A 20556-nucleotide genomic window follows, 5' to 3' on the forward strand; every position below is an offset into this window, starting at 1 on the left:
GCGAATGACCGCTCCGGTCCCGCAAAGCGGACTAGCCACCCCCCTCAAAACACCCCGCGCCGCGCCAGATCCTCGCCCAGCGCCTCGGCGCTGGTAAAGCGGATCGCGTCGATGCCCAGCGCGCGGGCGCCCTCGACATTGGCCGGGCTGTCGTCGATGAAGATGCAGTCCTCGGGGCGCAGCCCGTTGCGGTCCATCAGCAGCCGGAAGATCGCGGGCTCGGGCTTCAGCGCGCCGACCTGGCCTGAGACCAGGATGTCGGCGAACAGCCCGCCCAGCCGGGGATGCAGTTCCAGCGCATGGGGCCAGGTCTCGGCCGACCAGTTGGTCAGCGCATAAAGCGGCACCCCGCGCGCCAGCAGCGCCTCGGCAATCGCCCAGCTGCCCGGCACGGTCTTTTCGATGGTGACGGGGAAAGCCGCCAGATAGCCGGCCAGGTGGCGCGCCTCGTCGCCATGGGCGGCGCGGGCGGCGGCAAGCCCCTCGGCAAAGCTGCGCCCGCCGTCCTGCATCCGGTTCCAGCCGGGAAAGTCGATGCGGGCCATCCAGGCCTCGGCCTCGGCCCGGCTGGTGAACACATCCGCAAAGGCCAGCGCCGGATCCCAGTCGATCAGCACCCCGCCCAGGTCGAAGATCACGCTTTTCATCGCATCCTTCCGCATTTCGCCGCGCCCAGATCGGCCGGAAATCCCGGCGCTGTAAAGCCCGAAAACCGCGCCCCGTGCCCCGCCATGCAGCCGGCAAGGCCGACGGATCCGCGACAGCGAGGGGCCGGCCGCGCGCGGCCCTTGCAATACGGGGCGCCGGGGCCTAGTGTCGCGCGGAAGACTCATACACTTGGGGAGCCCCGCACGGGGCTGAGAGGTGCCGGGCACCGACCCATCGAACCTGATCCGGGTCATGCCGGCGTAGGGAAGGGTAGAGTGACGCGGCCCGCAATCCCAAGCCGCCACCCATCCGCCCAGCGTCCGCGTGCCCGGCCGAAACGAAAGGCGGGCCATGTCGGGATTGCAGCCCCATCCCATCGCACTGACCATCGCCGGCTCGGACAGCGGCGGCGGTGCCGGAATCCAGGCCGATCTGAAAAGCTTTTCGGCGCTGGGCGTCTATGGCGCCTCGGTCATCACCGCGATCACCGCGCAGAACACCCGCACCGTCGCCGCGGTCGAACCCGTCAGCCCTGCCATGATCGCCGCCCAGATCGACGCGGTCTTCGGCGACCTGGACGTGCGCGCGGTCAAGATCGGCATGGTCGGCGGCGTGGATGCGATCACGGTCGTCGCCGGCCGGCTGGCGGCGCTGCTGGCGGACAACCCGGTCCCGGTGGTGCTGGACCCGGTGATGGTGGCCAAATCCGGCGACGCGCTTTTGCCGGACGAGGCCGTCTCGGCGCTGCGCGAGCAGCTGATCCCGCTGGCGACCGTGCTGACCCCGAACCTGCCCGAGGCCGCGCGCCTGCTGGACCTTGCCCCCGCCGCGACCCCCGAGGAGATGCGCCAGCAGGGCGAGGCGCTGCGCGCCCTGGGCGCCGCCAACGTGCTGATGAAGGGCGGCCATGCCACCGAGGACAGCTGCACCGACCTGCTGATCGGTCCCGAGCCGCTGGTCCTGACCGCGCCGCGGCAGCAGACGCCCAACACCCATGGCACCGGCTGTTCGCTTTCCTCGGCCATCGGGGCCGGGCTGGCGCAGGGCATGACGGTGGCGCAGGCCGTGACCCGCACCCATGGCTGGCTGCAGGCCGCCATCGCCCGCGCCGACGAATTGTCGGTCGGGCTGGGCCACGGCCCGGTGCATCATTTCCACGCGCTCTGGGGGCAGGCATGAACCAGATCACCATCCTTGGCGCCGGGGTGATGGGGCTTTGCATCGCCACCGAACTGGCCCAGCGCGGCACCCTGCCGCGCATCATCGACCCGGCCGGCAAGCCCGGATCGCAGGCTTGCAGCTGGCGCGCGGGCGGGATGCTCGCCCCTTATTGCGAGGCCGAAAGCGCCGAGCCGGTGGTGCTGCGCCTGGGCGTCGATGCCGCCGACTGGTGGCAGGCGAACGGGGCCGAGGTCATCCGCCGCGGCACGCTGGTACTGGCGCCCTCGCGCGACCGGGCGGAACTCGACCGTTTCGCCCGGCTGACCGAGGCGCATCAGCCGGTGAGCGGCGACGAGATCGCGGCGCTGGAGCCGGAACTGTCCGGCCGCTTCCCGCGCGGGCTGCATTTCGCGACCGAGGCGCACCTGAACCCGCGCGCCGCCCTGCTGGCGCTGCGCGACCGGCTGGAGGAACGCGGCATCCAGATCGAGACCGAGGGGACGCCCACCGGCCTTGTGGTGGACGCGCGCGGCTTGGCGGCCAAGGACGAACTGGCCGACCTGCGCGGCGTGCGCGGCGAAATGCTGGTGATCCGCTGCCCGGAAGTGACCCTGACCCGCACCATCCGCCTGCTGCATCCGCGCATCCCGCTGTACCTCGTGCCGCGCGGCGATGGCGTCTACATGATCGGCGCCACCATGCTGGAGACCGGCGGCAAGTATCGCGTCACCGCCCGTTCGGCGGTCGAGATGCTGTCGGCCGCCTATGCCCTGCATCCCGGCTTTGCCGAGGCCGAGATCCTGGAGCTTGGCTCGGATGCGCGCCCGGCCTTCCCGGACAACCTGCCCCGCCTGCGCCGGCGCGGCGGCACGCTTTACGCAAACGGCCTTTACCGCCACGGCTATCTTCTGGCCCCCGCCGTGGCCCGCATGGCCGCCGATTACCTTCTCGAGGGCCGGAAACCGGAGTTCATGGATGAAGATCACCCTTAACGGAGAGGCGCGCGACCTGAACGGCCCGTCCGTGCAGGACGCGCTGGCCGAGATCGGACTGGGCGCGGCCAAGGTGGCGACGGCGCTGAACGGCGCCTTCCTGCCCGCCGCCGCACGGGCGGAAACCACGCTGAAGGATGGCGACGCGCTGGAAGTCGTGGCGCCGATGCAGGGGGGCTGAGATGCCGGTCTTTTACGGAACCGCGGTCGAAAGCCCGCTGATGCTGGGGACGGCGCAATACCCCTCGCCCGCGATCATGGCGCAGGCGTTCCGCGCCTCCCGCGCCGGCATCGCCACCGTCAGCCTGCGGCGCGAAGGCGGCGCCGGCCAGGATTTCCACAACCTCATCAAGGATCTGGGCATCCCGGTCCTGCCCAATACCGCCGGCTGCCATTCGGTGCGCGAGGCGGTGACGACCGCGCAGATGGCGCGCGAGCTGTTCGAGACGCCCTGGATCAAGCTGGAGGTGATCCGCGACGACGACACGCTTTGCCCCGACGTGATCGCCCTGGTCGAGGCGGCGCGGGTGCTGTCCGACGACGGCTTCCAGGTCTTTCCCTATTGCACCGAGGATCTGTCGGTCTGCGGCCGGCTGCTGGACGCGGGCTGCCAGGTGCTGATGCCCTGGGGCGCGCCCATCGGCTCGGGCCGGGGGCTGAACAACCCCTACGGCTTGCGCAGCCTGCGGGCGCATTTCCCGGACGTGCCGCTGGTGGTCGATGCCGGCATCGGCCTGCCCAGCCACGCCGCCCAGGCGATGGAGCTGGGCTATGACGCCGTGCTGCTGAACACCGCCGTCGCCAAGGCCGGCGATCCGGTGGCCATGGCCCGCGCCATGGCGCTGGCGATCGAGGCGGGCCAGCTGGCCCATGCCGCCGGCGCGATCGAGGCGCGGGACATGGCCGCGCCCTCGACCCCGCTCTTCGGAATGGCGGTGCTGGGATGAAACTGCCGCGCTTCTATCCGATCTTCGACAACAGCGACTGGCTGCGCCGCGCCCTGCCCTTGGGCGTGAAGCTGGTGCAGATCCGCATCAAGGACCAGCCGCCCGCCCGGCTGCTGGGCGAACTGGCGCTGTGCCAGGAGCTTTGCCGCGAACATGGCGCCACGCTGGTCGTCAACGACCACTGGCAGGCCGCCATCGACCTGGGCTGCGACTTCATCCACCTGGGGCAAGAGGATCTGGACACGGCCGACATTCCCGCGATCCGCAAGGCGGGGCTGCGGCTGGGCCTCTCGACCCACGACCATGCCGAGCTGGACCGGGCGCTGGCGCTCAGGCCCGATTACGTCGCGCTGGGTCCGGTCTGGCCGACGATCCTGAAGAAGATGAAATGGGAACAGCAGGGGCTGGACCGGGTCCGCGAATGGCGCCGGCTGGTCGGCGCGACGCCCCTGGTCGCCATCGGCGGCGTGACCCCGGACCGCGCGCGCGAGGCTTTCGCCGCTGGCGCCGACGTGGCCTCGGCCGTGACCGACATCACGCTGAACCCCGACCCCGAGGGCCGCATCCGCGAATGGCTACGGGTGACGGCATGAACCGCTATGCCCGCCAGATGGTCCTGCCCGAGGTCGGCGCCCAGGGGCAGGACCGCATCGGTGCCGCCCATGCGCTGGTGGTCGGGGCGGGCGCGCTTGGCGTGCCGGTGCTGCAATACCTGGCAGGCAGCGGCATCGGCCGCATCACCCTGATCGACCCCGACACGGTCGAGGAATCGAACCTGCACCGCCAGCCGCTTTACCGCATGGCGGATCTGGGCCAGCCCAAGGTCCGCGCCGCGGCGCAGGCCCTGGCCGGGCTGAACCCCTCGGTCCGGGTCGAGACGCTGGAGGAGCGCCTGACCCCGCTGAACGCGCCCGCGCTGGTCGCGGCGGCGGATGTGGTGCTGGACTGCGCCGACAGCTATGCCGCCAGCTACACGCTGTCCGACGCCTGCCTGGCGGCGGGCAAGCCGCTGATCTCGGCCTCGGCGCTGGGGCTTGCGGGCTATGTCGGCGGCTTCTGCGGGCGCGCGCCCAGCCTGCGCGCGCTGTTCCCCGACCCACCCGACAGCGGCCAGACCTGCGCCACCGCCGGCGTGCTGGGCCCGGTAGTGGGCATGCTCGGCTGCATCCAGGCGCAGATGGCGCTGCGGCTGCTGCTGGGCTTGGCCCCTTCGCCCTTGGGCGAGTTTATCCGCTTCGACAATGGCCGCTTCACCCAGTTCCGCTTCGACGCCGCGCCCGAGGCGACTGGCCCGCGCTTCATCGCCCCCGAGGAAATCCGCCCGGCCGACCTGGTCATCGACCTGCGCCCCGAGGACGAGGCCCCGCGCAAGGCCACCCCGGACGCGCTGCGCCTGCCCGATTACGGCGCGACCGGCCCCCTGCCCGACCCCGGCGGCCGCGTGGTGCTGGCCTGCCGTTCCGGCCTGCGCTCCTGGCGCGCCGCCGACGCCCTTGCCCGCCGCTGGAGCGGCGAGATCACCCTTCTGGCCCTTGGAGACGACGACCGATGAAACATTTCACCCTTGCCGCCGCCCTCGCGATCCTGGCCCAGCCGGCGCTGGCCCAGGACAAGGTCACGCTGATCCTGGACTGGTTCGTGAACCCCGACCACGGCCCGATCATCGTCGCCCAGGAAAAGGGCTTCTTCGCCGAGGAAGCGCTGGAGGTCGAGGTCGTCGCCCCCGCCGATCCCTCGGACCCGCCCAAGCTGGTCGCCGCCGGCAAGGCCGATTACGCCATCAGCTACCAGCCGCAACTGCACCTGCAAGTGCATGAGGGCCTGCCGCTGAAGCGCGTGGGCACCTTGGTCGCGACGCCCTTGAACTGCCTGATGGTCAAGGCCGACGGCCCGGTGCAAGAGATCGCCGACCTCAAGGGCAAGAAGATCGGCTATTCCGTCTCGGGCGTCGAGGAGGCGCTGGTCGGCCAGATCCTCAGGACCGCCGGGCTGACCATGGACGACATCGAGATGGTGAACGTGAACTGGTCGCTTTCGCCCGCGCTGATCGCCGGCCAGGTCGATGCCACCATCGGCGCCTATCGCAATTTCGAGCTGACGCAGATGCGGCTGGAAGGCGCCGAGGGCAAATGCTTCTTCGTCGAGGAACAGGGCGTGCCGACCTATGACGAGCTGATCTTCGTCGCCAATCCCGAACGCATGGATCCGGACCGCACCCGCCGCCTGCTGCACGCGGTCGAGCGCGGCGCGCAATACATGATCAACCACCCCGACGAGGCATGGGAGCTGTTCTCGGCCACCGCCCCCGACCTTCGCGACGAACTGAACGCCGAGGCGTGGAAGGACACGCTGCCGCGCTTCTCGCAATCGCCGGCGGCGCTGGACCAGGGCCGCTATGCGCGGTTCGAGGCCTTCCTGCACGAGGCCGGGCTGGTGGACGGCGTGCTGCCGGTCTCGGACCTGGCGCTGGACGTGGGGGCGGCACAATGAACCGCTACGGAGACGCCTTCGCCGCCTGGCGCGCCGACGCGCAGCCGGAATGGGACGCCTATACCCGCCACGCCTTCGTCGAGGGGCTGCGCGACGGCACGCTGCCGCAATCCTGCTTCCTGACCTACCTGGTGCAAGACTACCTGTTCCTGAAGAACTTCTCGCGCGCCTGGGCGCTGGCGGTGGTCAAGGCCGGCGACCTCGACGAGATGCGGGCCTGTTCGGCCACGGTCCACACCCTGCTCGATCACGAAATGGGCCTGCATGTCCAGACCTGCGCCCGCGCCGGCATGGGCCCCGAGGTGCTGGCCAATGCGCAAGAGGCGGTGACCAACATCGCCTATACCCGCTATGTGCTCGAGGCGGGCTATTCGGGCGATTTCCTCGACCTGCTGGCGGCGCTGATGCCCTGCGTGCTGGGCTATGGCGAAATCGGGCTGCGGCTCCAGGCCGAGGCGGCGCCCGACACCCCCTATCGCGAATGGATCGACACCTATGCCGGCGCCGAATACCAGGCCGCCTGCATCTCGGCCGGCGAATTGCTGGACAGCGCCATCCGCAAGCGGCTGGGCGCGGCGCCCCAGGAAAGCCCGCGCTGGACGGCGCTGTCGCAGCGCTTCGCCACCGCCACCCGGCTCGAGGTCGCCTTCTGGGAGCTTGGCCGCGCATGACCGCCGCGGCCTCGGTCCGCGGCCGCGCCTGGGTCGGCGAGGCGCCGCTGTTCGCGCCGGTGGAGCTGGTGCTGGAACTCGGGGGCTGGACCTGCCTGCTCGGCCCCTCGGGCGTCGGCAAATCGACCATCCTGCGCCTGATCGCCGGGCTGGAAACCGGCGCGCGCTTCGAGGGCGAGGTGGTGCGCAACTGCCCGGTCGCCCTGATGGCGCAGGATCCCGGCCTGATCCCCTGGCTCGACGTGACCGGCAATGTCACCCTGGGCGCCCGGTTGCGCGGCAGCCTGGGGGCTTCTTCCGTGTCCAAATATCCTGGGGGACGCCGGAGCGGCCCCATCGAGGGGCCGCTCCGGCGGGGGGCAAAGCCCCCGGCCGCCCCTGCAGCCCGCGCGGCCCATCTGATCGAGGCCGTGGGCCTGGCAGACCGCACCCATCACCTGCCCGCCAACCTGTCCGGCGGCCAGCGCCAGCGCACCGCCCTGGCCCGCACGCTTTTCGAGGACCGGCCGCTGGTGCTGCTCGACGAGCCCTTCTCGGCGCTCGATGCGCGCACGCGGGCGCAGATGCAGGATCTGGCGGCCCGCCTGCTCGACGACCGCACGGTGCTGCTGGTCACGCATGACCCGGCCGAGGCGGCACGGCTGGGCGACCGCATCCTGCTGTTGCGGGAAACGGGGCTGAACGAATGGCCCCGGCCCGACCCGCGCCCGAAAGGCGCCGCCCGACCCTATGACGCGCCCGAGGTGCTGGCCCTGCAGGCCGAGCTGATGCGGGGGATGATGGCATGAGAACCGTCGCGGCCCTGGTCGTCACCATCCTGGCCCTCTGGCAGGGGGTCATCTGGCTGGCCGGCATGCCGCCCTTCCTGCTGCCCTCGCCCTTGGCCGTGGCCGACGCGCTGTGGATCAACCGGGCCGAGATCGCCCGCCATGCCGGCTTCACCCTGGCCGAGGTGGTGCTGGGCTTCACCCTGGGCTCGGCCCTGGGCGCGGCGCTGGCGGTGGCGATGGGGTTTTCGCAGAAACTGACCGGCGTGCTGCGGCCGATCCTGACCTTCAGCCAGACCATCCCGGTCTTTGCCCTGGCGCCGATCCTGACCTTGTGGCTGGGCTTCGGCATGGCGCCCAAGATCGCCATGACCGTGCTGATCGTGTTCTTCCCGGTCGCCAGCGCCTTCCTGGACGGGCTGATGCGCACGCCGCAGGCGGCGCTGGACCTGGCGCAGGTGATGGGCGCCGGCCGCACCCGCATCATGCGCCACCTGCGCATCCCCGCCGCGCTGCCGAGCCTCGCCACCGGGCTGCGGCTGGCGGCGGTCTATGCGCCCATCGGCGCGGTGATCGGCGAATGGGTGGGCGGGGCCCGCGGCCTTGGCGCGCTGATGATCCATGCCAACGGCCGGATGAAGACCGACCTGGTCTTTGCCGCCCTGCTGGTGCTGTCGGTGATGACGGTGATCTTCGCCCGGCTCGTCGCCATCGCGCTGCACCGGCTGCTGCGCCGCTACGGCGTCTAGCAGGCTGCTGAAAAAGTCCTTGCGACAGGACAGCGCGGGCGGGGAACCGGGAAATCCGCTTCAAATTTGCCGAAAACACCCCATTCTCGGGCCGATATCAGCTGGATCCAGAACGATTTCCGCTGCGTCGCCCTCTCAGAATCCTTTTTCAGCAGCCTGCTAGACCAGGCGCGCGGCGCGGGCCAGATCCTCGGGCGTGTTCAGGTTCAGGAACGGATCCAGCGGGCGGCTGTCGAACACCGCCCGTCCCGGATCATGCGCAGCCGCGAACTGGCCGATCCGGTGCAGCCCGGATTCCAGCGCCTCGTGCAACTCGCCGCGCAGCGACACCGGCCAGAGCGCGCAGGTCGGATGGTCGCGCAGCTGCCCGCTGTCGTCCGGACTGGCGGCGATGGCCACGCCCGAGCGGCCGGCCGCCTCGCGCAGCCGATGCACCAGATCCTCGGGCAGGAAGGGCGTATCGACGCTGACGCTGACGACGCTGTCGGCCCCCTCGGCCGCCGCCCATTCCATGCCGGCCAGAACCCCGGCCAGCGGCCCGGCGAAGCCGCCGATGCCGTCGGCGATCACCGGCAGCCCGTATTCCGCGAACTGCTCGGGCTCGCCATTGGCATTGATCGCCAGCCGCCCGCATTGCGGCGAAAGCCGCGCGATCACCCGCGACAGCAGCGTCTCGCCCGCCAGCATCCGCAAGGCCTTGTTGCCCCCGCCCATGCGCGTGGACAGGCCCCCGGCCAGGATGACGGCGGGCAGCGCGCTCATTCCAGCCCCGCGGCGATGGCGCGGGCCAGCGCAAAGACCCGCTGTTCGAGGATCACCGGCGTCTCGCAGACATAGGTCAGCGCGTGCTGGCGGTCCTGGAAGATGCGCATGTCCCAGTCGAGCCGTTCCTCCTCGGCGTCGATCGCGTCGAAATCGGGTTGTTCGGCCTTTTGCAACTCTTCCATCCTGGCGCGGTGGGCGTCGATCCTTTGTGCCAGATCGACCTGCTTGTGGCCATAGCGCGCGATGCCGGCGATCAGCGCGGTGCGATGCGGCTCGATCCGGTCGAAGATCGCCACCATCAGCGCGGTCAGCTGCCGGTCGTCGGCGCCCTCGGCGAATGCGGCGATCTCGGCCTCGGCCTCGGGCAGCGGCAGGCGGCGCTGCTCCAGCCGGTCGGCCAGGGCGGCGATCTCGGGCGTGCGGGCCAGGTCGCGCACGGCCTCGTCCGGCTCGGGCCCGGACCACATCTGGCCCAGCGACAGGTGCGGCTGCTTGCGCTGCACGCAGGGCCAGTCGGGATCGGTGCCGCTTTCCGCCTGCGCCGCGCCTGCGCCCGCGGCAAGGCAAAGCGCCAGAACCAGGTATCTCATGCTCCCCCCTTTCGCCGGGCCCAGAGCCCCTTGGCCGGATCATACATGATCACGGCCCCTGCAAAGAACAGGATCAGGCAACCCGACACCACCAAGAAGGACAGAAGATCGAAGCGCGCGTAAAGGGCAAAGCGGATCAACTCAACCGCATGGGTGAAGGGATTGGCCGCGCAGATGTCATGCAGCAGCGGCGAGCTTTCGTTCATCCGCCACAGCGGGTAAAGCGCGCTGGAGGCGAAGAACATCGGGAAGATGACGAAATTCATCACCCCGGCAAAGTTTTCCAGCTGGCGGATGGCCGATGACAGGAACAGCCCCATCGCCCCCAGCATCAGCCCCGACAGGAACAGCGCCGGCAGCACCGCCAGATAGCCGATGGCGGGCGGCTGCACGTCCCAGAACCAGGCGATGGCGAGGAAGGCATAGACCTGGATGATCGACACGATCACCCCCGCGACCAGCTTGGCCGCCAGCAGGAACCAGCGCGGGAACGGGCTGACCAGCAGGGTGCGCATCGCCCCCGTCTCGCGGTCATGCACCATCGAGAGCGAGCTTTGCATGCCGTTGAACAGCTGGATCATCGCGCAAAGGCCGGGCGTCACATAGACCTCGTAAAGCACATAGGTCTGGTAGGGTGGCGTGATCGACAGGCCCAGAACGGCGCGGAACCCGGCGGCAAAGATGAACAGCCAGACCAGCGGCCGCACCAGCGCCGCCAGGAAGCGGCCGCGCTGGTTGACGAAGCGCAGCGTCTCGCGCCGGGCGATGCCCAGGAATGCGGTCAGCCACATGCGCGGGGTCAGGCGATGGCTCATGCCGCCTCCCCCGTCAGGCGCAGGAAGGTGGCGGTCAGGTCGTCGCCGCCGATGGCGCCGGCATTGCCGCAGGCCAACACCTCGCCCCGGTGCAGGATGACCAGCCCGTCCTCGGGGCGGATCTCGTCCAGGATATGCGTGGCCCAAAGCGCCGAGACCCCGCCCCGCACCAGCGCGCGGGTCAGCGCCACCACCTCGGCGCGGGATTTCACGTCCAGCCCCACCGTGGGCTCGTCCAGCAACAGGATCTCGGGGCGGTGGATCAGGGCGCGGGCGATCTCGGCCCGGCGCTGCTGGCCGCCGGACAGGGCCGAGACCCTGGCATGCAGCCGGTCCGACAGCTCGACCTGCGCCAGCACCTCGAGGCTGCGCGCCCGCGCCTCGCGCCGCGGGATGCCGTGCAGCGCGGCGTGGTATTCTAGGTTCTGCGCCACGGTCAGGTCGGCATCCAGCGCGCGGGACTGGAACACCACCCCCAGCCGCGCCAGCGCCGCGCCGGGCTGGCGGCGCAGGTCGTGCCCCGCCACCTCGATCCGGCCCGAGCGGTTGTCGTAAAGCCGGGTAATCAGCGAGAACAGCGTGGTCTTGCCGGCGCCGTTCACGCCCAGAAGCGCGGTGAAACCGCCGCGCGGCACGGTCAGCGACACGTCCTTCAGCGCCTGAAAGCGGCCGAAGCTGTGGCTGACATGCTGGATGGAAAGCGCGTCCTGCGGCATCTGGCAAAGGGGCGGGGCGCGCATGGCCCCCCGCCCGCCTGGCTTACTGGATGTTGAACACCGCCTGCTGGGTTTCGCCCTGCGAGCCGGGGATCGACAGCGTATAGCGGCCCGGCACGATGGCGATGAAGCTGATTGTCGCGGTGCCGGCATCGTCGAACTCCAGCGAATGCACGCCCATCGGCCGGATCTCGATGTCGTTGATGACGATCTCGTTCACCCAGATCGCGCGGAAGAAGTCGCCGCCCGACAGCGCCAGCTCCTGGCTGCCGTCCGCATTGATGTCGAGGCGATAGAAGCCGCCCGACTTCAGCTTGTATTCCGCCGTCGCCACCGGCTTGCCCGAGGCCAGCGTCAGCGGCGCCAGGTCGGTGCGGTTGTCGCGCGCCATGATCCCCGAGAAGCCGAAGTCGAACTTGGAGCCGGCCTCATGCACGCCCTCGGCGCCGCCTGCCTCTGCGGCATCGTCGTCGTCGTCATCATCGTCGTCCTGTTCGGCGGCGGGGGCGCCATCGGTGGCGGCGCCGGCCTCGGGGCTGGCTTCGGGCGCGGCCTCCTGCGCCGTGGCGGGCAAGGCCAGCCCGGCCATGATCAGCAGGACGGTCAGCAAACGGGTCATGGTTCTTCCTCCCTCTTGAACTCTCATCAGTTGGGCGCGACGACCACGCCCCAGGGCTGCTGGCCCACGGGCACGGATTTGACGACCTTCAGCGTCGCCACGTCGATCACCGAGACATCGTTGGAATTGCCGTTGGTGGTGAACAGGTATTTCTCGTCCGGGGTAAAGGCCATCTGCCAGACCCGCTGGCCGACCAGCAGGTAGTCCTGGACCTCGTCCGTCTCGCCGTCGATCACGGCGACGCGGTTGGCGGGGCCCAGCGCGACAAAGACCTTGCTGCCGTCGCCGGTCACGCGCACGCCGACCGGCTGGATCGCCTCGGGCAGGACGCCGGGGATCTGGAAGCTGATCTTCCTGGTGATCGCCTGGGTCGCCGGGTCGATCACGCTGACCGTGCCGCCGATTTCCGAGCTGACGTAAAGCTTGGTCCCGGCATCGTTGAACTGGGCAAAGCGCGGCCGCGAATCCACCAGCACGTTGGCGAAGATCTCGAAGCTTTCGCTGTCGATGAAATGCGCCATGTTGGTGGTTTCCGAGGTGTTGATGACCACCTTGCCGTCGGGGCTGACGCCCATGCCCTCGGGCTCGACGCCGACCGGGATCTCGGCCAGCACCTTGTGGGTCTGGGTATCGACCACGGTCACGAGGTTGTCGTCCTCGTTGGCGATGTAAAGCGGGTTGCCCGAGGGATGCAGCACGAACAGCTCGGGGTCGGGCCCGGAAGGCAGCGTGTGCATTTCCTCCATCGTCTCGGGGTTGAAGACCCGCACCAGGTCGTCGTCCGAGGCGCAGACGTAAAGCTCCTTGCCGTCGGGGCTGATGGTGATGCCGCGTGGGCGGGCGCCGACCGGATAGGTGCCGATCACCTCCAGCGTCTCGCTGTCCAGCACGGTGACGTCATTGCCCTTTTCGTTGCTGACGAAGACCCGGTTGGCGGCGGCGGGCAGGGCGAAACCCAGGCACAGGGCCGAGGTCAGGATGGCGGTTGCAGCTTTCATCTTTGGCCTCAGAACTTGCATTCGGTTTCGGGACGGTCGAAGCCCAGCGTGTCCAGCGCCGAGCTTTGGTGCAGATACTGGTCCTGCGGGCTGACCGAGGCGGTGACGGAATCGGTGGCCAGCAGGATCGGCTGGCGCAGCTGGTGGTCCCAGTCGCGCAGGGTCAGCTTTTGCCCCTTGAAGCCCGCGACCTCGAAATTCTCGGACAGCATGAACTCTTTCAGCGCGACGGGGTCGGTGCTTTGCGTGCGCGTCGCCGCCTCGCCGATCATGCGCAGCGCGATCCAGGTCTGGTAATCCTCCTCGCGGATCGGGCGGCCGGCGAGCTTTTCGAAACGGTTCTGGAACTGCGTCGCCCCCCAGGCCTCGAGCGAGGGCGCCCAGCTGCGCGGCACCAGCCCGGCCGAACCGGCGACCGGCCGCGGATCCCAGGTCGCATAGGGCAGCCAGTCGGCAAAGACGCCGTTCTCGTCCGCCGCGATCAGCACGTCATGGGCCGGCGCGCGCTGGGTAAAGACCGGCATCTGCTGCTGGACCTGCACATGGCCGCTGTCGCTGCGCCGGCTGCCGCCGGTATCCTCATAGGTGCGGGCCTCGACGATCTTGGCGCCGAACTTGGTCGCGGCGCGGCGATAGGCGTCGGCCAGCGCCACGTCCTCGGGATGGCTGCCGGCGATCAGGAACCAGTTCGGCCATTGCTTCCACATCAGGAATTGCGCCAGCGCATCGGCCAGCATGGCGTGGCTGGGCGCGGCATGGATCACGTTGAAGCGGCAGTCCTTGCCGCGCAGGCCGTCGCCGCGCGCCCGCGCATTCAGCACCAGCGCCCGGTCGCCGGCCTGATCGGCCAGGGCCAGCGTCTGCGCATCATCGGCCAGCGTGACGATGAAGGGGATACCCTGGGCCAGCAGCTTGTCCATCTCGGCCGGGGCGGATTCGGGCGTGGCGGCGATCTCCAGCGCCTCGAAATCCTGGTTCATGAAGCGGCCGGTGGTGTCGTTGTCCTCGATCGCCAGCCGCGCGCCGGCAAAGCCCAGATCCTCGGGCGGCGCGTCCAGCCGCGAGATGGGCGGCAGGCTGGGCACGTCCACCCGCAGCACGGCGGCGCGCACGGTCTGCGAGGCTGCGGCATCTTGCGCAAGGGCTGGATTTGCCATGGACAAACCAGCCAAAAGTATGATGATTCTGCCTTTCATGGCCGTCCTCCCCCCTGCATCATGCCGGGTCAATCCGCCTGCGCCAACCCGGCAGATGCCCCGGTTCCAGCCGGGTGAAATCCCCTGATACCTAAGTCTTAGGGACTTTCGTCCTATGGACGCATGCGGGGGGCCGAGGGCATGGTTCTGCGCATGGGATTCCCGCGGCTCATCCTGATTGCCTGCGCCGTCGTCCTGGCCGGATCCGGCGCCGGGGCGGACCAGCCGGCACGCGGATCGCCGCCGCCGCCCGACAGCGCCGCCTGGTTCGGCCTGCATTTCATCGACACCTCGACCGAAGGCGCGATCAACGGCGTGCGGGCGGATGAGACCCGCCGCATCGAGATGGCCGAGGCGGTCATCGCCGAGGATCTGCGCAACCGCGGCTTCACCCTGCTGGAGCCGCCGGCCGAGCAGGTGGCCGGGATCAAGAACCTCACGCAATCGAACGGCAGCGACAGCCGCATCGCGCGTGAGCTGGGCGCGCATTACGCGATCTCGGGCGAGGTGCAGAAGGTCTCGAACCTGATCCTGTCGCTGAACCTTTACGTCCGCGACGCCGCCAGCGGCGACACGGTGCGCGCCGGCGTGGTCGACATTCGCGGCAATACCGACGAAAGCTTTCGCCGCGGCTATCTCTACCTGTTGAAAAACATCATCTTTCGGGAGGAATGACGGATGATCCGACTGCTGGCCCTGTCGATCGGTGCGGCCCTGGCCCTGGCCCCCGCGGCCGAGGCGCATGGCCCGCCGCGGCTGAAGCTGGAGATGCAGCAAAAGCTGGATGCCACCCCGGACGAGGTCTGGGCCGCGATCGGCCGGTTCGACGACATGAGCTGGCACCCGGCCATCGCCAGCCTGGAGCTGACCGGCGACGGCTCGGCCGACCAGCCCGAGACATCCACCCGCGTGCTGCATCTGAAAGCCGACGCGGGCGATCCGACCATCACCGAGGTTCTTTCGAAATGGCAGCCCGAAAAGCGCTGCTATGCCTATCGCATCACCGAGGTCGAGGTGACGGTGCTGCCGGTGACGAACTATGCCGCGACGCTTTGCGTCCGGGACGAGGGCGGCAAGGCGCTGGTCAACTGGAAGGGCGGCTTCTATCGCGGCTATCCCAACAACGAACCCCCGCCGGAACTGAACGACGAGGCGGCGATCCAGGCCGTGACCGGCGTCTACCGCGCCGGGCTCGATGCGCTGGCGGAACGGTTCGGCAAGGCCGAATAGCGGGGTCGCTTACGGGGTGGCGGGGCTGACCGGCTCCAGCCCGCCGCCCTGTTCCTGCCAGCCCTCGATCCCGTCGGGAAACCAGATCACGCCGCGATAGCCCAGCGCCACGGCGCGCCTGGCGGCGTTCCAGCTCATCCAGCAGTCGCGCTTGCAAAAGATCACCAAGGGCGCCGCCTTGTCGCCGCCCGACAGGCGCGCCAACCCCTCGGCCAGCCGCGCCTGTTCCACGGGGGAAAGCCGCTCGTAGCCGGTGCCGTGCAGCCAGGTCGCGCCCGGAATGGACAGGTGCGGCGGCGCGTTCCACAGCGTGCCTTCGGGCAGGCCCTCGGGGCGGGCGGTGCGCGGCAGCACGTCGATGAAGGGCAGGCCGCGGGCATGCAGTTCCATCGCCTCGGCCGCGCCGATCACCCGCGCGCCGGCCAGGGTGGCCGGGGTTTCAGACCGATAGGGCTCGCCATGGAAACCCTGCGGCTCGGGCACCTGAGCCTGGGCCTGGACCGCGCCGGCCACAACGACCGCCAGCGCCGCCCAGGCCTGTCTCATGGTTTCAAGCCCTTGCCGTAATCGTCCAGCAGCGGCACGCCGGCATCGCGCAGGATGGCGTCGATCTCGTCCTGGTGGCGGCGGATCAGGCTGTTCAGCTGCCGCTTCCATTCCTGCTCGTCCAGCCGCACGCCCATGGTGATGCGATAGAACATGCGCGGCCCGCCGGCTTCCTTGAGCAGGGGCGTGAATTGCAGTTCGGGATCGTGCTTGACCAGCGGACCGGCCAGCGGACCCCAGATCACCGCGGCCGCCAGCGCGCCCGATTTCACCTGGGCCAGCATCTCGCCCGCCGGATCCTCGACCCGGCGATCCACGAACAGATCCCAGCCGCGCATGTCCTTGGCCAGCCCCGCCCGCGCCAGGTTGGTCGCCGGCGGCGTGCCCGCCACCACGCCGATCGGATGGCCCTGAAGCGCCGGATCCTCCAACACCTCGACCGAGGCCAGCGGGCTGTCCCGGCGCGTCACGATGCCGTAGGCCGAGGTATAGTAATGGTTGGTGTTCTGCACCATCTCGTCGCCCTGGGCATAGCCGATGACGACATCGCAAAGCCCGGCGCGCAGGGTCTTGCGGATGAATCCCGGCCCCTGCGGGAACCAGGTATAGGCCACCGGCAGGCCCAGCTTGTCGGCGAAAAGCCGGGCGATGCGGTTCTCGAAACCCTGCTCGTCCTGGGACGACATCGGCACCGCGGCGGGATCGGCGCAGACCCGGAATTCGGTCTTGGACCGCAGGTCGGCGACCTGCGCCGGCGCGGGCAGCGCGGCGCAGGCCAGCAGGGCGGCAAGGGCAAGCGCGCGTCTCATCCGCTCATGCAGGAATCTTCCTGCGCGACAAATTCCTCGGACTTGTCCTCTCTCTTGGCGGGGCGGCCGCGCGGCAGCTCGCCCACCCCCCGCGCCAGCAGATAGGCATAGATGTCGTCGATATAGCACCAGACGTTCTTGTTGGTGCCAAAGGCCGGCATGACCAGGTTGGCGGCCGTGTTGACCTCTTGCTTGCCCGAGGCGGCGATTTCCAGGAAATCGTAATAGCCGAGATTCAGCACCGAGTTCTTCAGCGCCGGCGCATAGGTCGAGCCCTCGCCGTCCGGGCCGTGGCAGACATGGCATTCCGCCGAATAGCGGCGATAGCCCGAGAAAGTCGCCCAATCCACCGTGCCGTCCTCGGCGATCTTGAAGGTGGGGATGTCCTCGGCCGTATACCAGCGGCCGTTCTCCATGTGGTCGGGGGTGATGTCCTGGCCGTTCGGCAGCGCCTGCTTGCCGCCGGCCTCCTGCCCGGCGGGTGCCTCGGCGGCCGGTTGCTGTTGTTGCCCTCCATCGCCCGAGACGGCGGCGGCAGCGCCTGCCCCGGCCTGGGCCGGGGGCGTGTCGGCGGATTGCGCAAGGGCCGTTCCGGTAAGTGCGCCGATCATGCAGGCGACACCGATCGCCATCAGGCTGGCGGTCGTCTTGCTGGTCATGAATTTCCTCCCTGGCTGTCACCCGAAGATGATGGCTCGCCCCAAGGTTATCCCTGGGGCGGCCAGTTTCGAGTCACAGTTTGCTTTCCGGCACCAAAGTATTAGCCCGGCAGTTCGAACACGGTCAGCTGGCCGCCCAGCTCGGTGTATTGCGACAGCGAGGCATAGCCGCCCACCGCGCCAAGCCCGTCGTTGGGATTGGTCAGGCCCGCCGCAAGGCCGATGCCGGCCCAGCCGCCGACACCCGACAGGATGCCGATATACTGCTTGCCGCCATGCTCGTAGGTCATCACGTTGCCGATGATGCCCGAGGGGGTCTTGAACTTGTAAAGCTCTTCGCCCGTCTGCGCGTCCACCGCCTTCAGATAGCCTTCCAGCGTGCCGTAGAAGACCACGTCGCCCGCCGTCGCCAGGGCGCCCGACCAGACCGAGAACTGTTCCGGGATGGACCACTTGATCTCGCCGGTGGTGTTGTCCCAGGCGATGAAATTGCCCATGCCGCCATGGCTGTTCGGCGCGGGATACATGGACAGCGTGGCGCCGACATAGGGCTGGCCGGCGGTATAGGCCACCCGGAAGGGCTCGTAATCCATGCAGACATGGTTCGTCGGGACATAGAACAGGTTGGTCTTGGGCGAGAAGGCCGCCGGCTGCTGGTCCTTGGTGCCCAGCGCCGCCGGGCAGACGCCGGTGGTGTTCTCGTCCTCGCCGTTCTGGGCGGTCGAGTATTCGGCCACCACGGCCGGGCGGCCATAGGTCTCCGAATTGGGGTCCATGTCGACGCCGGTGGTCCAGTTCACCACCGGGTCGTATTTCTCGGCCACCAGCAACTCGCCCGTCTCGCGGTCGAGCGTATAGGCCAGGCCGTTGCGGTCGAAATGCGTCAGCAGCTTGCGTTCCTGCCCGTCGATGGTCTGGTTGGTCAGGATCATCTCGTTGACGCCGTCGTAGTCCCATTCGTCATGCGGCGTCATCTGGTAGAACCACTTGGCCATGCCGGTGTCGGCATCCCGCGCCATGATGGTCATCGACCACTTGTTGTCGCCCGGCCGCTGCGAGGGGTTCCAGGTCGAGGGGTTGCCGGTGCCGTAATAGACCAGGTTCAGGTCCGGGTCATACGAGAACCAGCCCCAGATCGTACCGCCGCCGATCTTCCACTGGTCGCCCTCCCAGCTGCTGAGCGAGCTGTCGGCGCCGATGGGCTTGCCCAGATGGGTGGTGGTTTCGGGATCGACCAGCAGTTCCTCGTCCGGGCCGGTGGACCAGGCTTTCCACGCCTCGGACCCGTCGGCCAGGTTCAGCGCGGTCATGCGGCCGCGCACGCCGTATTCGCCGCCCGAGACGCCGACCAGGACCTTGTCCTTGACCGGCACCACCGTCGCCGTCAGCGTCTCGCCTATGGCGGGGTCGCCGATCTTGGTCGACCATTTCGCCTCGCCGGTCTTGGCGTCCAGCGCCACCACCGTCGTATCGGCCTGGCCCAGCAGGATCATGCCGTCGGCATAGGAAAGGCCGCGATAGACCGTGTCGCAGCACATCACCGCGATGACGTTCGGATCCTGCTGCGGCTCATAGCGCCACAGGATCTTGCCGTTGTCGTTCAGGTCCAGCGCAAAGACCTTGTTCGGAAAGGGGGTGTGGACATACATCACGTCGCCGATCACCAGGGGCGAGCCCTCGTGCCCGCGCAGCACCCCGGTCGAGAAGGTCCAGGCGACGCGCAAATCCTTGACGTTGTCCTTGTTGATCTGATCCAGGGTCGAATATCGCGTGTTCGCGTAATCGCCCATCTGGATCGCCCATTGCTGGGGCTTGGCGATCTCGGCCAGCACACTGTCATTGGCCAGCACCGCCGTGCCGGACATGAGCAGCGCAAGGCAGGCGCCGTTCATCAGGGTTTTCATGAATTTTCCTCCGCATGCCGGTGATCGCGCTGCTCCTCCTGCGCAAGCACCTTCTGCTGGAAGGTTCGGACCCGGCCGCATTTGCGTCAACGCGGCCGGCAGGCTCACAAGACCAAAGTATTAGGGAAATTCGGCAATAGGTATGGGGTCAATCCCCCCGCCGCCCCTTTCGACAGCTAGCCCAGCCGTTCGGCATGCCAGCGGATGTGATCCGCCATGAAGGTCTGCACGAAGAAATAGCTGTGGTCGTAGCCCTGTTGCATGCGGAAGGTGCCGGGCTGGCGGCGTTCGGCCATGGCATGGGCCAGCGCCTCGGGCTTCAGCAGGTCCAGGAACTGGTCGCTGGCGCCCTGGTCGATCAGCACCTCGCCGGGATAGCCGCGCTGGCGCATCAGCAGGGTCGAATCGTGGCGTTCCCAGGCGCTGCGGTCCTCGCCCAGATAGGCGGCGAACTGCTTGCGCCCCCAGTCGGATTCGCTGGGATGCGCGATCGGCGAAAAGGCCGAGACGGACTTGTAGCGCTCGGGCAGGGTCATGGCGATGGTCAGCGCGCCATGGCCGCCCATGGAATGCCCGGTGATGCCCTGCGCCTCGCGGTCCAGGGGAAAGTTGCCGAAGACCAGTTCCGGCAGTTCGTGGGTGATATAGTGCCACATGCGGAAATGCGGCGCCCAGGGGGCCTGGGTCGCATCGACATAGAAGCCGGCGCCCTGCCCCAGGTCGTAGGCCTCGTCATTGGCCACGCCCTCGCCGCGCGGCGAGGTGTCGGGAAAGATCACCGCGATGCCGTATTCCGCCGCCCATTCCTGCGCGCCGGCCTTGGTCATGGCGTTCTCATGCGTGCAGGTCAGGCCCGACAGATACCACAGCACCGGCACCTTGCCGTATTCGGCCTGCGGCGGCAGGTAGACGGCAAAGGTCATCGGCGTGCCGGTCGCCTGCGACTGGTGGCGATAGACGCCCTGGATGCCGCCGAAGCTGCGGTTTTCCGATACGGTTTCATAGGCCAGACTCATGGCTCAATCCCTCTTGTCAGGTCGTGGAACATGGCCGGTGCATCGGCACGGGCCATGCCGGGGCCGAAGAAACGCGGCGGGCAGCCGGCCGGCAATATCAAAACCGGCTTTCTGCCACGAATGAACGGTGCCGGCAGGGCTGCGACGGCGAAATCGCCGCGGGCGCGGGCGCAATTCCGACAGCGGCCCGTCGCCACGTTGCCGGATGTCGGCGGCTGGCAGCCTGGGCTTGCGCATGGCCGGGTCCGTAGGCCGCGATGGCGAAATC

General features: G+C 68.8%; 25 protein-coding genes and 1 riboswitch. Of the genes, 12 read left to right on the forward strand and 13 right to left on the reverse strand.

The features are described from left to right. Positions 1 to 44: 44 nt before the first annotated feature. Positions 45 to 647, reverse strand: coding sequence for an HAD family hydrolase (locus IT40_RS09200; protein WP_036753799.1), 603 nt, complete (start codon positions 645 to 647; stop codon positions 45 to 47). 181 nt (positions 648 to 828) lie between these two features. Continuing rightward, positions 829 to 932, forward strand: a riboswitch (TPP riboswitch). 67 nt (positions 933 to 999) lie between these two features. Between IT40_RS09200 and thiD the strand changes: the two genes are divergently transcribed. The 10 genes from thiD to IT40_RS09250 are packed head-to-tail and all read left to right on the forward strand — an operon-like array spanning position 1000 to position 8425. Continuing rightward, a complete protein-coding gene (gene thiD / locus IT40_RS09205) occupies positions 1000 to 1827 on the forward strand; it encodes a bifunctional hydroxymethylpyrimidine kinase/phosphomethylpyrimidine kinase (protein ID WP_036753801.1) in 828 nt (275 codons plus the stop codon). Then, on the forward strand, positions 1824 to 2801 hold the full coding sequence (locus IT40_RS09210) for an FAD-dependent oxidoreductase (protein WP_036753588.1): 978 nt from the start codon (positions 1824 to 1826) through the stop codon (positions 2799 to 2801). Before thiD ends, IT40_RS09210 begins: the two co-directional genes overlap by 4 nt. After that, complete coding sequence (gene thiS / locus IT40_RS09215; protein WP_036753591.1) at positions 2785 to 2982, forward strand: sulfur carrier protein ThiS; 198 nt, start codon at positions 2785 to 2787, stop codon at positions 2980 to 2982. The genes IT40_RS09210 and thiS overlap by 17 nt, the downstream gene beginning before the upstream one ends. A gap of 1 nt (position 2983) precedes the next feature. Next, positions 2984 to 3748 (forward strand): thiazole synthase, encoded by a 765-nt coding sequence (locus IT40_RS09220; protein WP_036753594.1) that lies wholly within the window; start codon positions 2984 to 2986, stop codon positions 3746 to 3748. Next, positions 3745 to 4341 (forward strand): thiamine phosphate synthase, encoded by a 597-nt coding sequence (locus IT40_RS09225; RefSeq protein WP_036753596.1) that lies wholly within the window; start codon positions 3745 to 3747, stop codon positions 4339 to 4341. Before IT40_RS09220 ends, IT40_RS09225 begins: the two co-directional genes overlap by 4 nt. Continuing rightward, positions 4338 to 5300: a HesA/MoeB/ThiF family protein gene (locus tag IT40_RS09230; protein WP_036753599.1), complete on the forward strand. Its 963-nt coding sequence runs from the start codon at positions 4338 to 4340 to the stop codon at positions 5298 to 5300. The genes IT40_RS09225 and IT40_RS09230 overlap by 4 nt, the downstream gene beginning before the upstream one ends. Beyond that, positions 5297 to 6238: an ABC transporter substrate-binding protein gene (locus tag IT40_RS09235; protein ID WP_036753602.1), complete on the forward strand. Its 942-nt coding sequence runs from the start codon at positions 5297 to 5299 to the stop codon at positions 6236 to 6238. Before IT40_RS09230 ends, IT40_RS09235 begins: the two co-directional genes overlap by 4 nt. Then, positions 6235 to 6909 (forward strand): thiaminase II, encoded by a 675-nt coding sequence (gene tenA / locus IT40_RS09240; protein WP_036753605.1) that lies wholly within the window; start codon positions 6235 to 6237, stop codon positions 6907 to 6909. Before IT40_RS09235 ends, tenA begins: the two co-directional genes overlap by 4 nt. Next, entirely contained in the window at positions 6906 to 7697 is a 792-nt protein-coding gene (locus tag IT40_RS09245) for an ABC transporter ATP-binding protein (protein ID WP_036753608.1), read from the forward strand. Before tenA ends, IT40_RS09245 begins: the two co-directional genes overlap by 4 nt. After that, complete coding sequence (locus tag IT40_RS09250) at positions 7694 to 8425, forward strand: ABC transporter permease (protein ID WP_036753610.1); 732 nt, start codon at positions 7694 to 7696, stop codon at positions 8423 to 8425. The genes IT40_RS09245 and IT40_RS09250 overlap by 4 nt, the downstream gene beginning before the upstream one ends. A gap of 159 nt (positions 8426 to 8584) precedes the next feature. Here IT40_RS09250 and mobA read toward each other — a convergent pair whose 3' ends face one another. The 7 genes from mobA to IT40_RS09285 form a co-directional block, all read right to left on the reverse strand. Continuing rightward, on the reverse strand, positions 8585 to 9187 hold the full coding sequence (mobA, locus tag IT40_RS09255) for a molybdenum cofactor guanylyltransferase MobA (RefSeq protein ID WP_036753613.1): 603 nt from the start codon (positions 9185 to 9187) through the stop codon (positions 8585 to 8587). Further along, the gene (locus tag IT40_RS09260) at positions 9184 to 9780 is read right to left on the reverse strand and encodes a hypothetical protein (protein ID WP_036753619.1); all 597 of its coding nucleotides are present in this window, start codon (positions 9778 to 9780) and stop codon (positions 9184 to 9186) included. Before IT40_RS09260 ends, mobA begins: the two co-directional genes overlap by 4 nt. After that, complete coding sequence (locus tag IT40_RS09265; protein ID WP_036753623.1) at positions 9777 to 10595, reverse strand: ABC transporter permease; 819 nt, start codon at positions 10593 to 10595, stop codon at positions 9777 to 9779. The genes IT40_RS09260 and IT40_RS09265 overlap by 4 nt, the downstream gene beginning before the upstream one ends. After that, a complete protein-coding gene (locus IT40_RS09270; RefSeq protein ID WP_243700119.1) occupies positions 10592 to 11335 on the reverse strand; it encodes an ABC transporter ATP-binding protein in 744 nt (247 codons plus the stop codon). The genes IT40_RS09265 and IT40_RS09270 overlap by 4 nt, the downstream gene beginning before the upstream one ends. 19 nt (positions 11336 to 11354) lie before the next feature. Continuing rightward, positions 11355 to 11747 (reverse strand): cupredoxin domain-containing protein, encoded by a 393-nt coding sequence (locus tag IT40_RS09275; protein WP_052095847.1) that lies wholly within the window; start codon positions 11745 to 11747, stop codon positions 11355 to 11357. 209 nt (positions 11748 to 11956) lie between these two features. Then, on the reverse strand, positions 11957 to 12928 hold the full coding sequence (locus tag IT40_RS09280) for a YVTN family beta-propeller repeat protein (protein ID WP_036753629.1): 972 nt from the start codon (positions 12926 to 12928) through the stop codon (positions 11957 to 11959). Positions 12929 to 12936: 8 nt separating this feature from the next. Further along, positions 12937 to 14085, reverse strand: a complete 1149-nt coding sequence (locus IT40_RS09285) for an ABC transporter substrate-binding protein (RefSeq protein WP_243700118.1) — start codon at positions 14083 to 14085, stop codon at positions 12937 to 12939. 192 nt (positions 14086 to 14277) lie between these two features. Here IT40_RS09285 and IT40_RS09290 point away from each other — a divergent pair, with 192 nt between their 5' ends. Both IT40_RS09290 and IT40_RS09295 read left to right on the forward strand, forming a co-directional pair. Then, positions 14278 to 14799: a DUF3280 domain-containing protein gene (locus tag IT40_RS09290; RefSeq protein ID WP_036753807.1), complete on the forward strand. Its 522-nt coding sequence runs from the start codon at positions 14278 to 14280 to the stop codon at positions 14797 to 14799. A gap of 3 nt (positions 14800 to 14802) precedes the next feature. Next, positions 14803 to 15354 carry an SRPBCC family protein gene (locus tag IT40_RS09295; protein ID WP_036753635.1) on the forward strand — a complete coding sequence of 184 codons (552 nt, stop codon included), beginning with the start codon at positions 14803 to 14805 and terminating at the stop codon, positions 15352 to 15354. 9 nt (positions 15355 to 15363) lie between these two features. Here the strand turns inward: IT40_RS09295 and IT40_RS09300 are convergent, their stop codons facing one another. From IT40_RS09300 to fghA, 5 genes are all read right to left on the reverse strand, one after another. Further along, entirely contained in the window at positions 15364 to 15900 is a 537-nt protein-coding gene (locus tag IT40_RS09300) for a PQQ-dependent catabolism-associated CXXCW motif protein (RefSeq protein WP_036753638.1), read from the reverse strand. Then, positions 15897 to 16709: a substrate-binding domain-containing protein gene (locus IT40_RS09305; RefSeq protein ID WP_036753642.1), complete on the reverse strand. Its 813-nt coding sequence runs from the start codon at positions 16707 to 16709 to the stop codon at positions 15897 to 15899. The genes IT40_RS09300 and IT40_RS09305 overlap by 4 nt, the downstream gene beginning before the upstream one ends. Further along, positions 16706 to 17368, reverse strand: coding sequence for a c-type cytochrome, methanol metabolism-related (locus IT40_RS30000; protein ID WP_036753643.1), 663 nt, complete (start codon positions 17366 to 17368; stop codon positions 16706 to 16708). Before IT40_RS30000 ends, IT40_RS09305 begins: the two co-directional genes overlap by 4 nt. 101 nt (positions 17369 to 17469) lie before the next feature. Then, on the reverse strand, positions 17470 to 19272 hold the full coding sequence (locus tag IT40_RS09315; RefSeq protein ID WP_036753645.1) for a methanol/ethanol family PQQ-dependent dehydrogenase: 1803 nt from the start codon (positions 19270 to 19272) through the stop codon (positions 17470 to 17472). A gap of 176 nt (positions 19273 to 19448) precedes the next feature. Then, a complete protein-coding gene (fghA, locus tag IT40_RS09320) occupies positions 19449 to 20288 on the reverse strand; it encodes an S-formylglutathione hydrolase (RefSeq protein WP_036753647.1) in 840 nt (279 codons plus the stop codon). Positions 20289 to 20556 lie beyond the last annotated feature (268 nt).

The sequence above is a fragment of the Paracoccus versutus genome (genome assembly GCF_000763885.1).
GTDB lineage: Bacteria > Pseudomonadota > Alphaproteobacteria > Rhodobacterales > Rhodobacteraceae > Paracoccus > Paracoccus versutus.

Coding starts and splice junctions, on each gene's coding strand:
- IT40_RS09210 (WP_036753588.1), top strand. CDS start 1,824: ATGAACCAGATCACCATCCTTGGCGCCGGGGTGATGGGGCTTTGCATC.
- IT40_RS09280 (WP_036753629.1), bottom strand. CDS start 12,928: ATGAAAGCTGCAACCGCCATCCTGACCTCGGCCCTGTGCCTGGGTTTC.
- fghA (WP_036753647.1), bottom strand. CDS start 20,288: ATGAGTCTGGCCTATGAAACCGTATCGGAAAACCGCAGCTTCGGCGGC.
- IT40_RS09260 (WP_036753619.1), bottom strand. CDS start 9,780: ATGAGATACCTGGTTCTGGCGCTTTGCCTTGCCGCGGGCGCAGGCGCG.
- IT40_RS09245 (WP_036753608.1), top strand. CDS start 6,906: ATGACCGCCGCGGCCTCGGTCCGCGGCCGCGCCTGGGTCGGCGAGGCG.
- IT40_RS30000 (WP_036753643.1), bottom strand. CDS start 17,368: ATGACCAGCAAGACGACCGCCAGCCTGATGGCGATCGGTGTCGCCTGC.
- IT40_RS09305 (WP_036753642.1), bottom strand. CDS start 16,709: ATGAGACGCGCGCTTGCCCTTGCCGCCCTGCTGGCCTGCGCCGCGCTG.
- thiS (WP_036753591.1), top strand. CDS start 2,785: ATGAAGATCACCCTTAACGGAGAGGCGCGCGACCTGAACGGCCCGTCC.
- IT40_RS09230 (WP_036753599.1), top strand. CDS start 4,338: ATGAACCGCTATGCCCGCCAGATGGTCCTGCCCGAGGTCGGCGCCCAG.
- IT40_RS09285 (WP_243700118.1), bottom strand. CDS start 14,085: ATGGCAAATCCAGCCCTTGCGCAAGATGCCGCAGCCTCGCAGACCGTG.
- tenA (WP_036753605.1), top strand. CDS start 6,235: ATGAACCGCTACGGAGACGCCTTCGCCGCCTGGCGCGCCGACGCGCAG.
- thiD (WP_036753801.1), top strand. CDS start 1,000: ATGTCGGGATTGCAGCCCCATCCCATCGCACTGACCATCGCCGGCTCG.
- IT40_RS09265 (WP_036753623.1), bottom strand. CDS start 10,595: ATGAGCCATCGCCTGACCCCGCGCATGTGGCTGACCGCATTCCTGGGC.
- IT40_RS09290 (WP_036753807.1), top strand. CDS start 14,278: ATGGGATTCCCGCGGCTCATCCTGATTGCCTGCGCCGTCGTCCTGGCC.
- IT40_RS09225 (WP_036753596.1), top strand. CDS start 3,745: ATGAAACTGCCGCGCTTCTATCCGATCTTCGACAACAGCGACTGGCTG.
- IT40_RS09220 (WP_036753594.1), top strand. CDS start 2,984: ATGCCGGTCTTTTACGGAACCGCGGTCGAAAGCCCGCTGATGCTGGGG.
- IT40_RS09270 (WP_243700119.1), bottom strand. CDS start 11,335: ATGCGCGCCCCGCCCCTTTGCCAGATGCCGCAGGACGCGCTTTCCATC.
- IT40_RS09295 (WP_036753635.1), top strand. CDS start 14,803: ATGATCCGACTGCTGGCCCTGTCGATCGGTGCGGCCCTGGCCCTGGCC.
- IT40_RS09250 (WP_036753610.1), top strand. CDS start 7,694: ATGAGAACCGTCGCGGCCCTGGTCGTCACCATCCTGGCCCTCTGGCAG.
- IT40_RS09315 (WP_036753645.1), bottom strand. CDS start 19,272: ATGAAAACCCTGATGAACGGCGCCTGCCTTGCGCTGCTCATGTCCGGC.
- IT40_RS09300 (WP_036753638.1), bottom strand. CDS start 15,900: ATGAGACAGGCCTGGGCGGCGCTGGCGGTCGTTGTGGCCGGCGCGGTC.
- IT40_RS09235 (WP_036753602.1), top strand. CDS start 5,297: ATGAAACATTTCACCCTTGCCGCCGCCCTCGCGATCCTGGCCCAGCCG.
- IT40_RS09200 (WP_036753799.1), bottom strand. CDS start 647: ATGAAAAGCGTGATCTTCGACCTGGGCGGGGTGCTGATCGACTGGGAT.
- mobA (WP_036753613.1), bottom strand. CDS start 9,187: ATGAGCGCGCTGCCCGCCGTCATCCTGGCCGGGGGCCTGTCCACGCGC.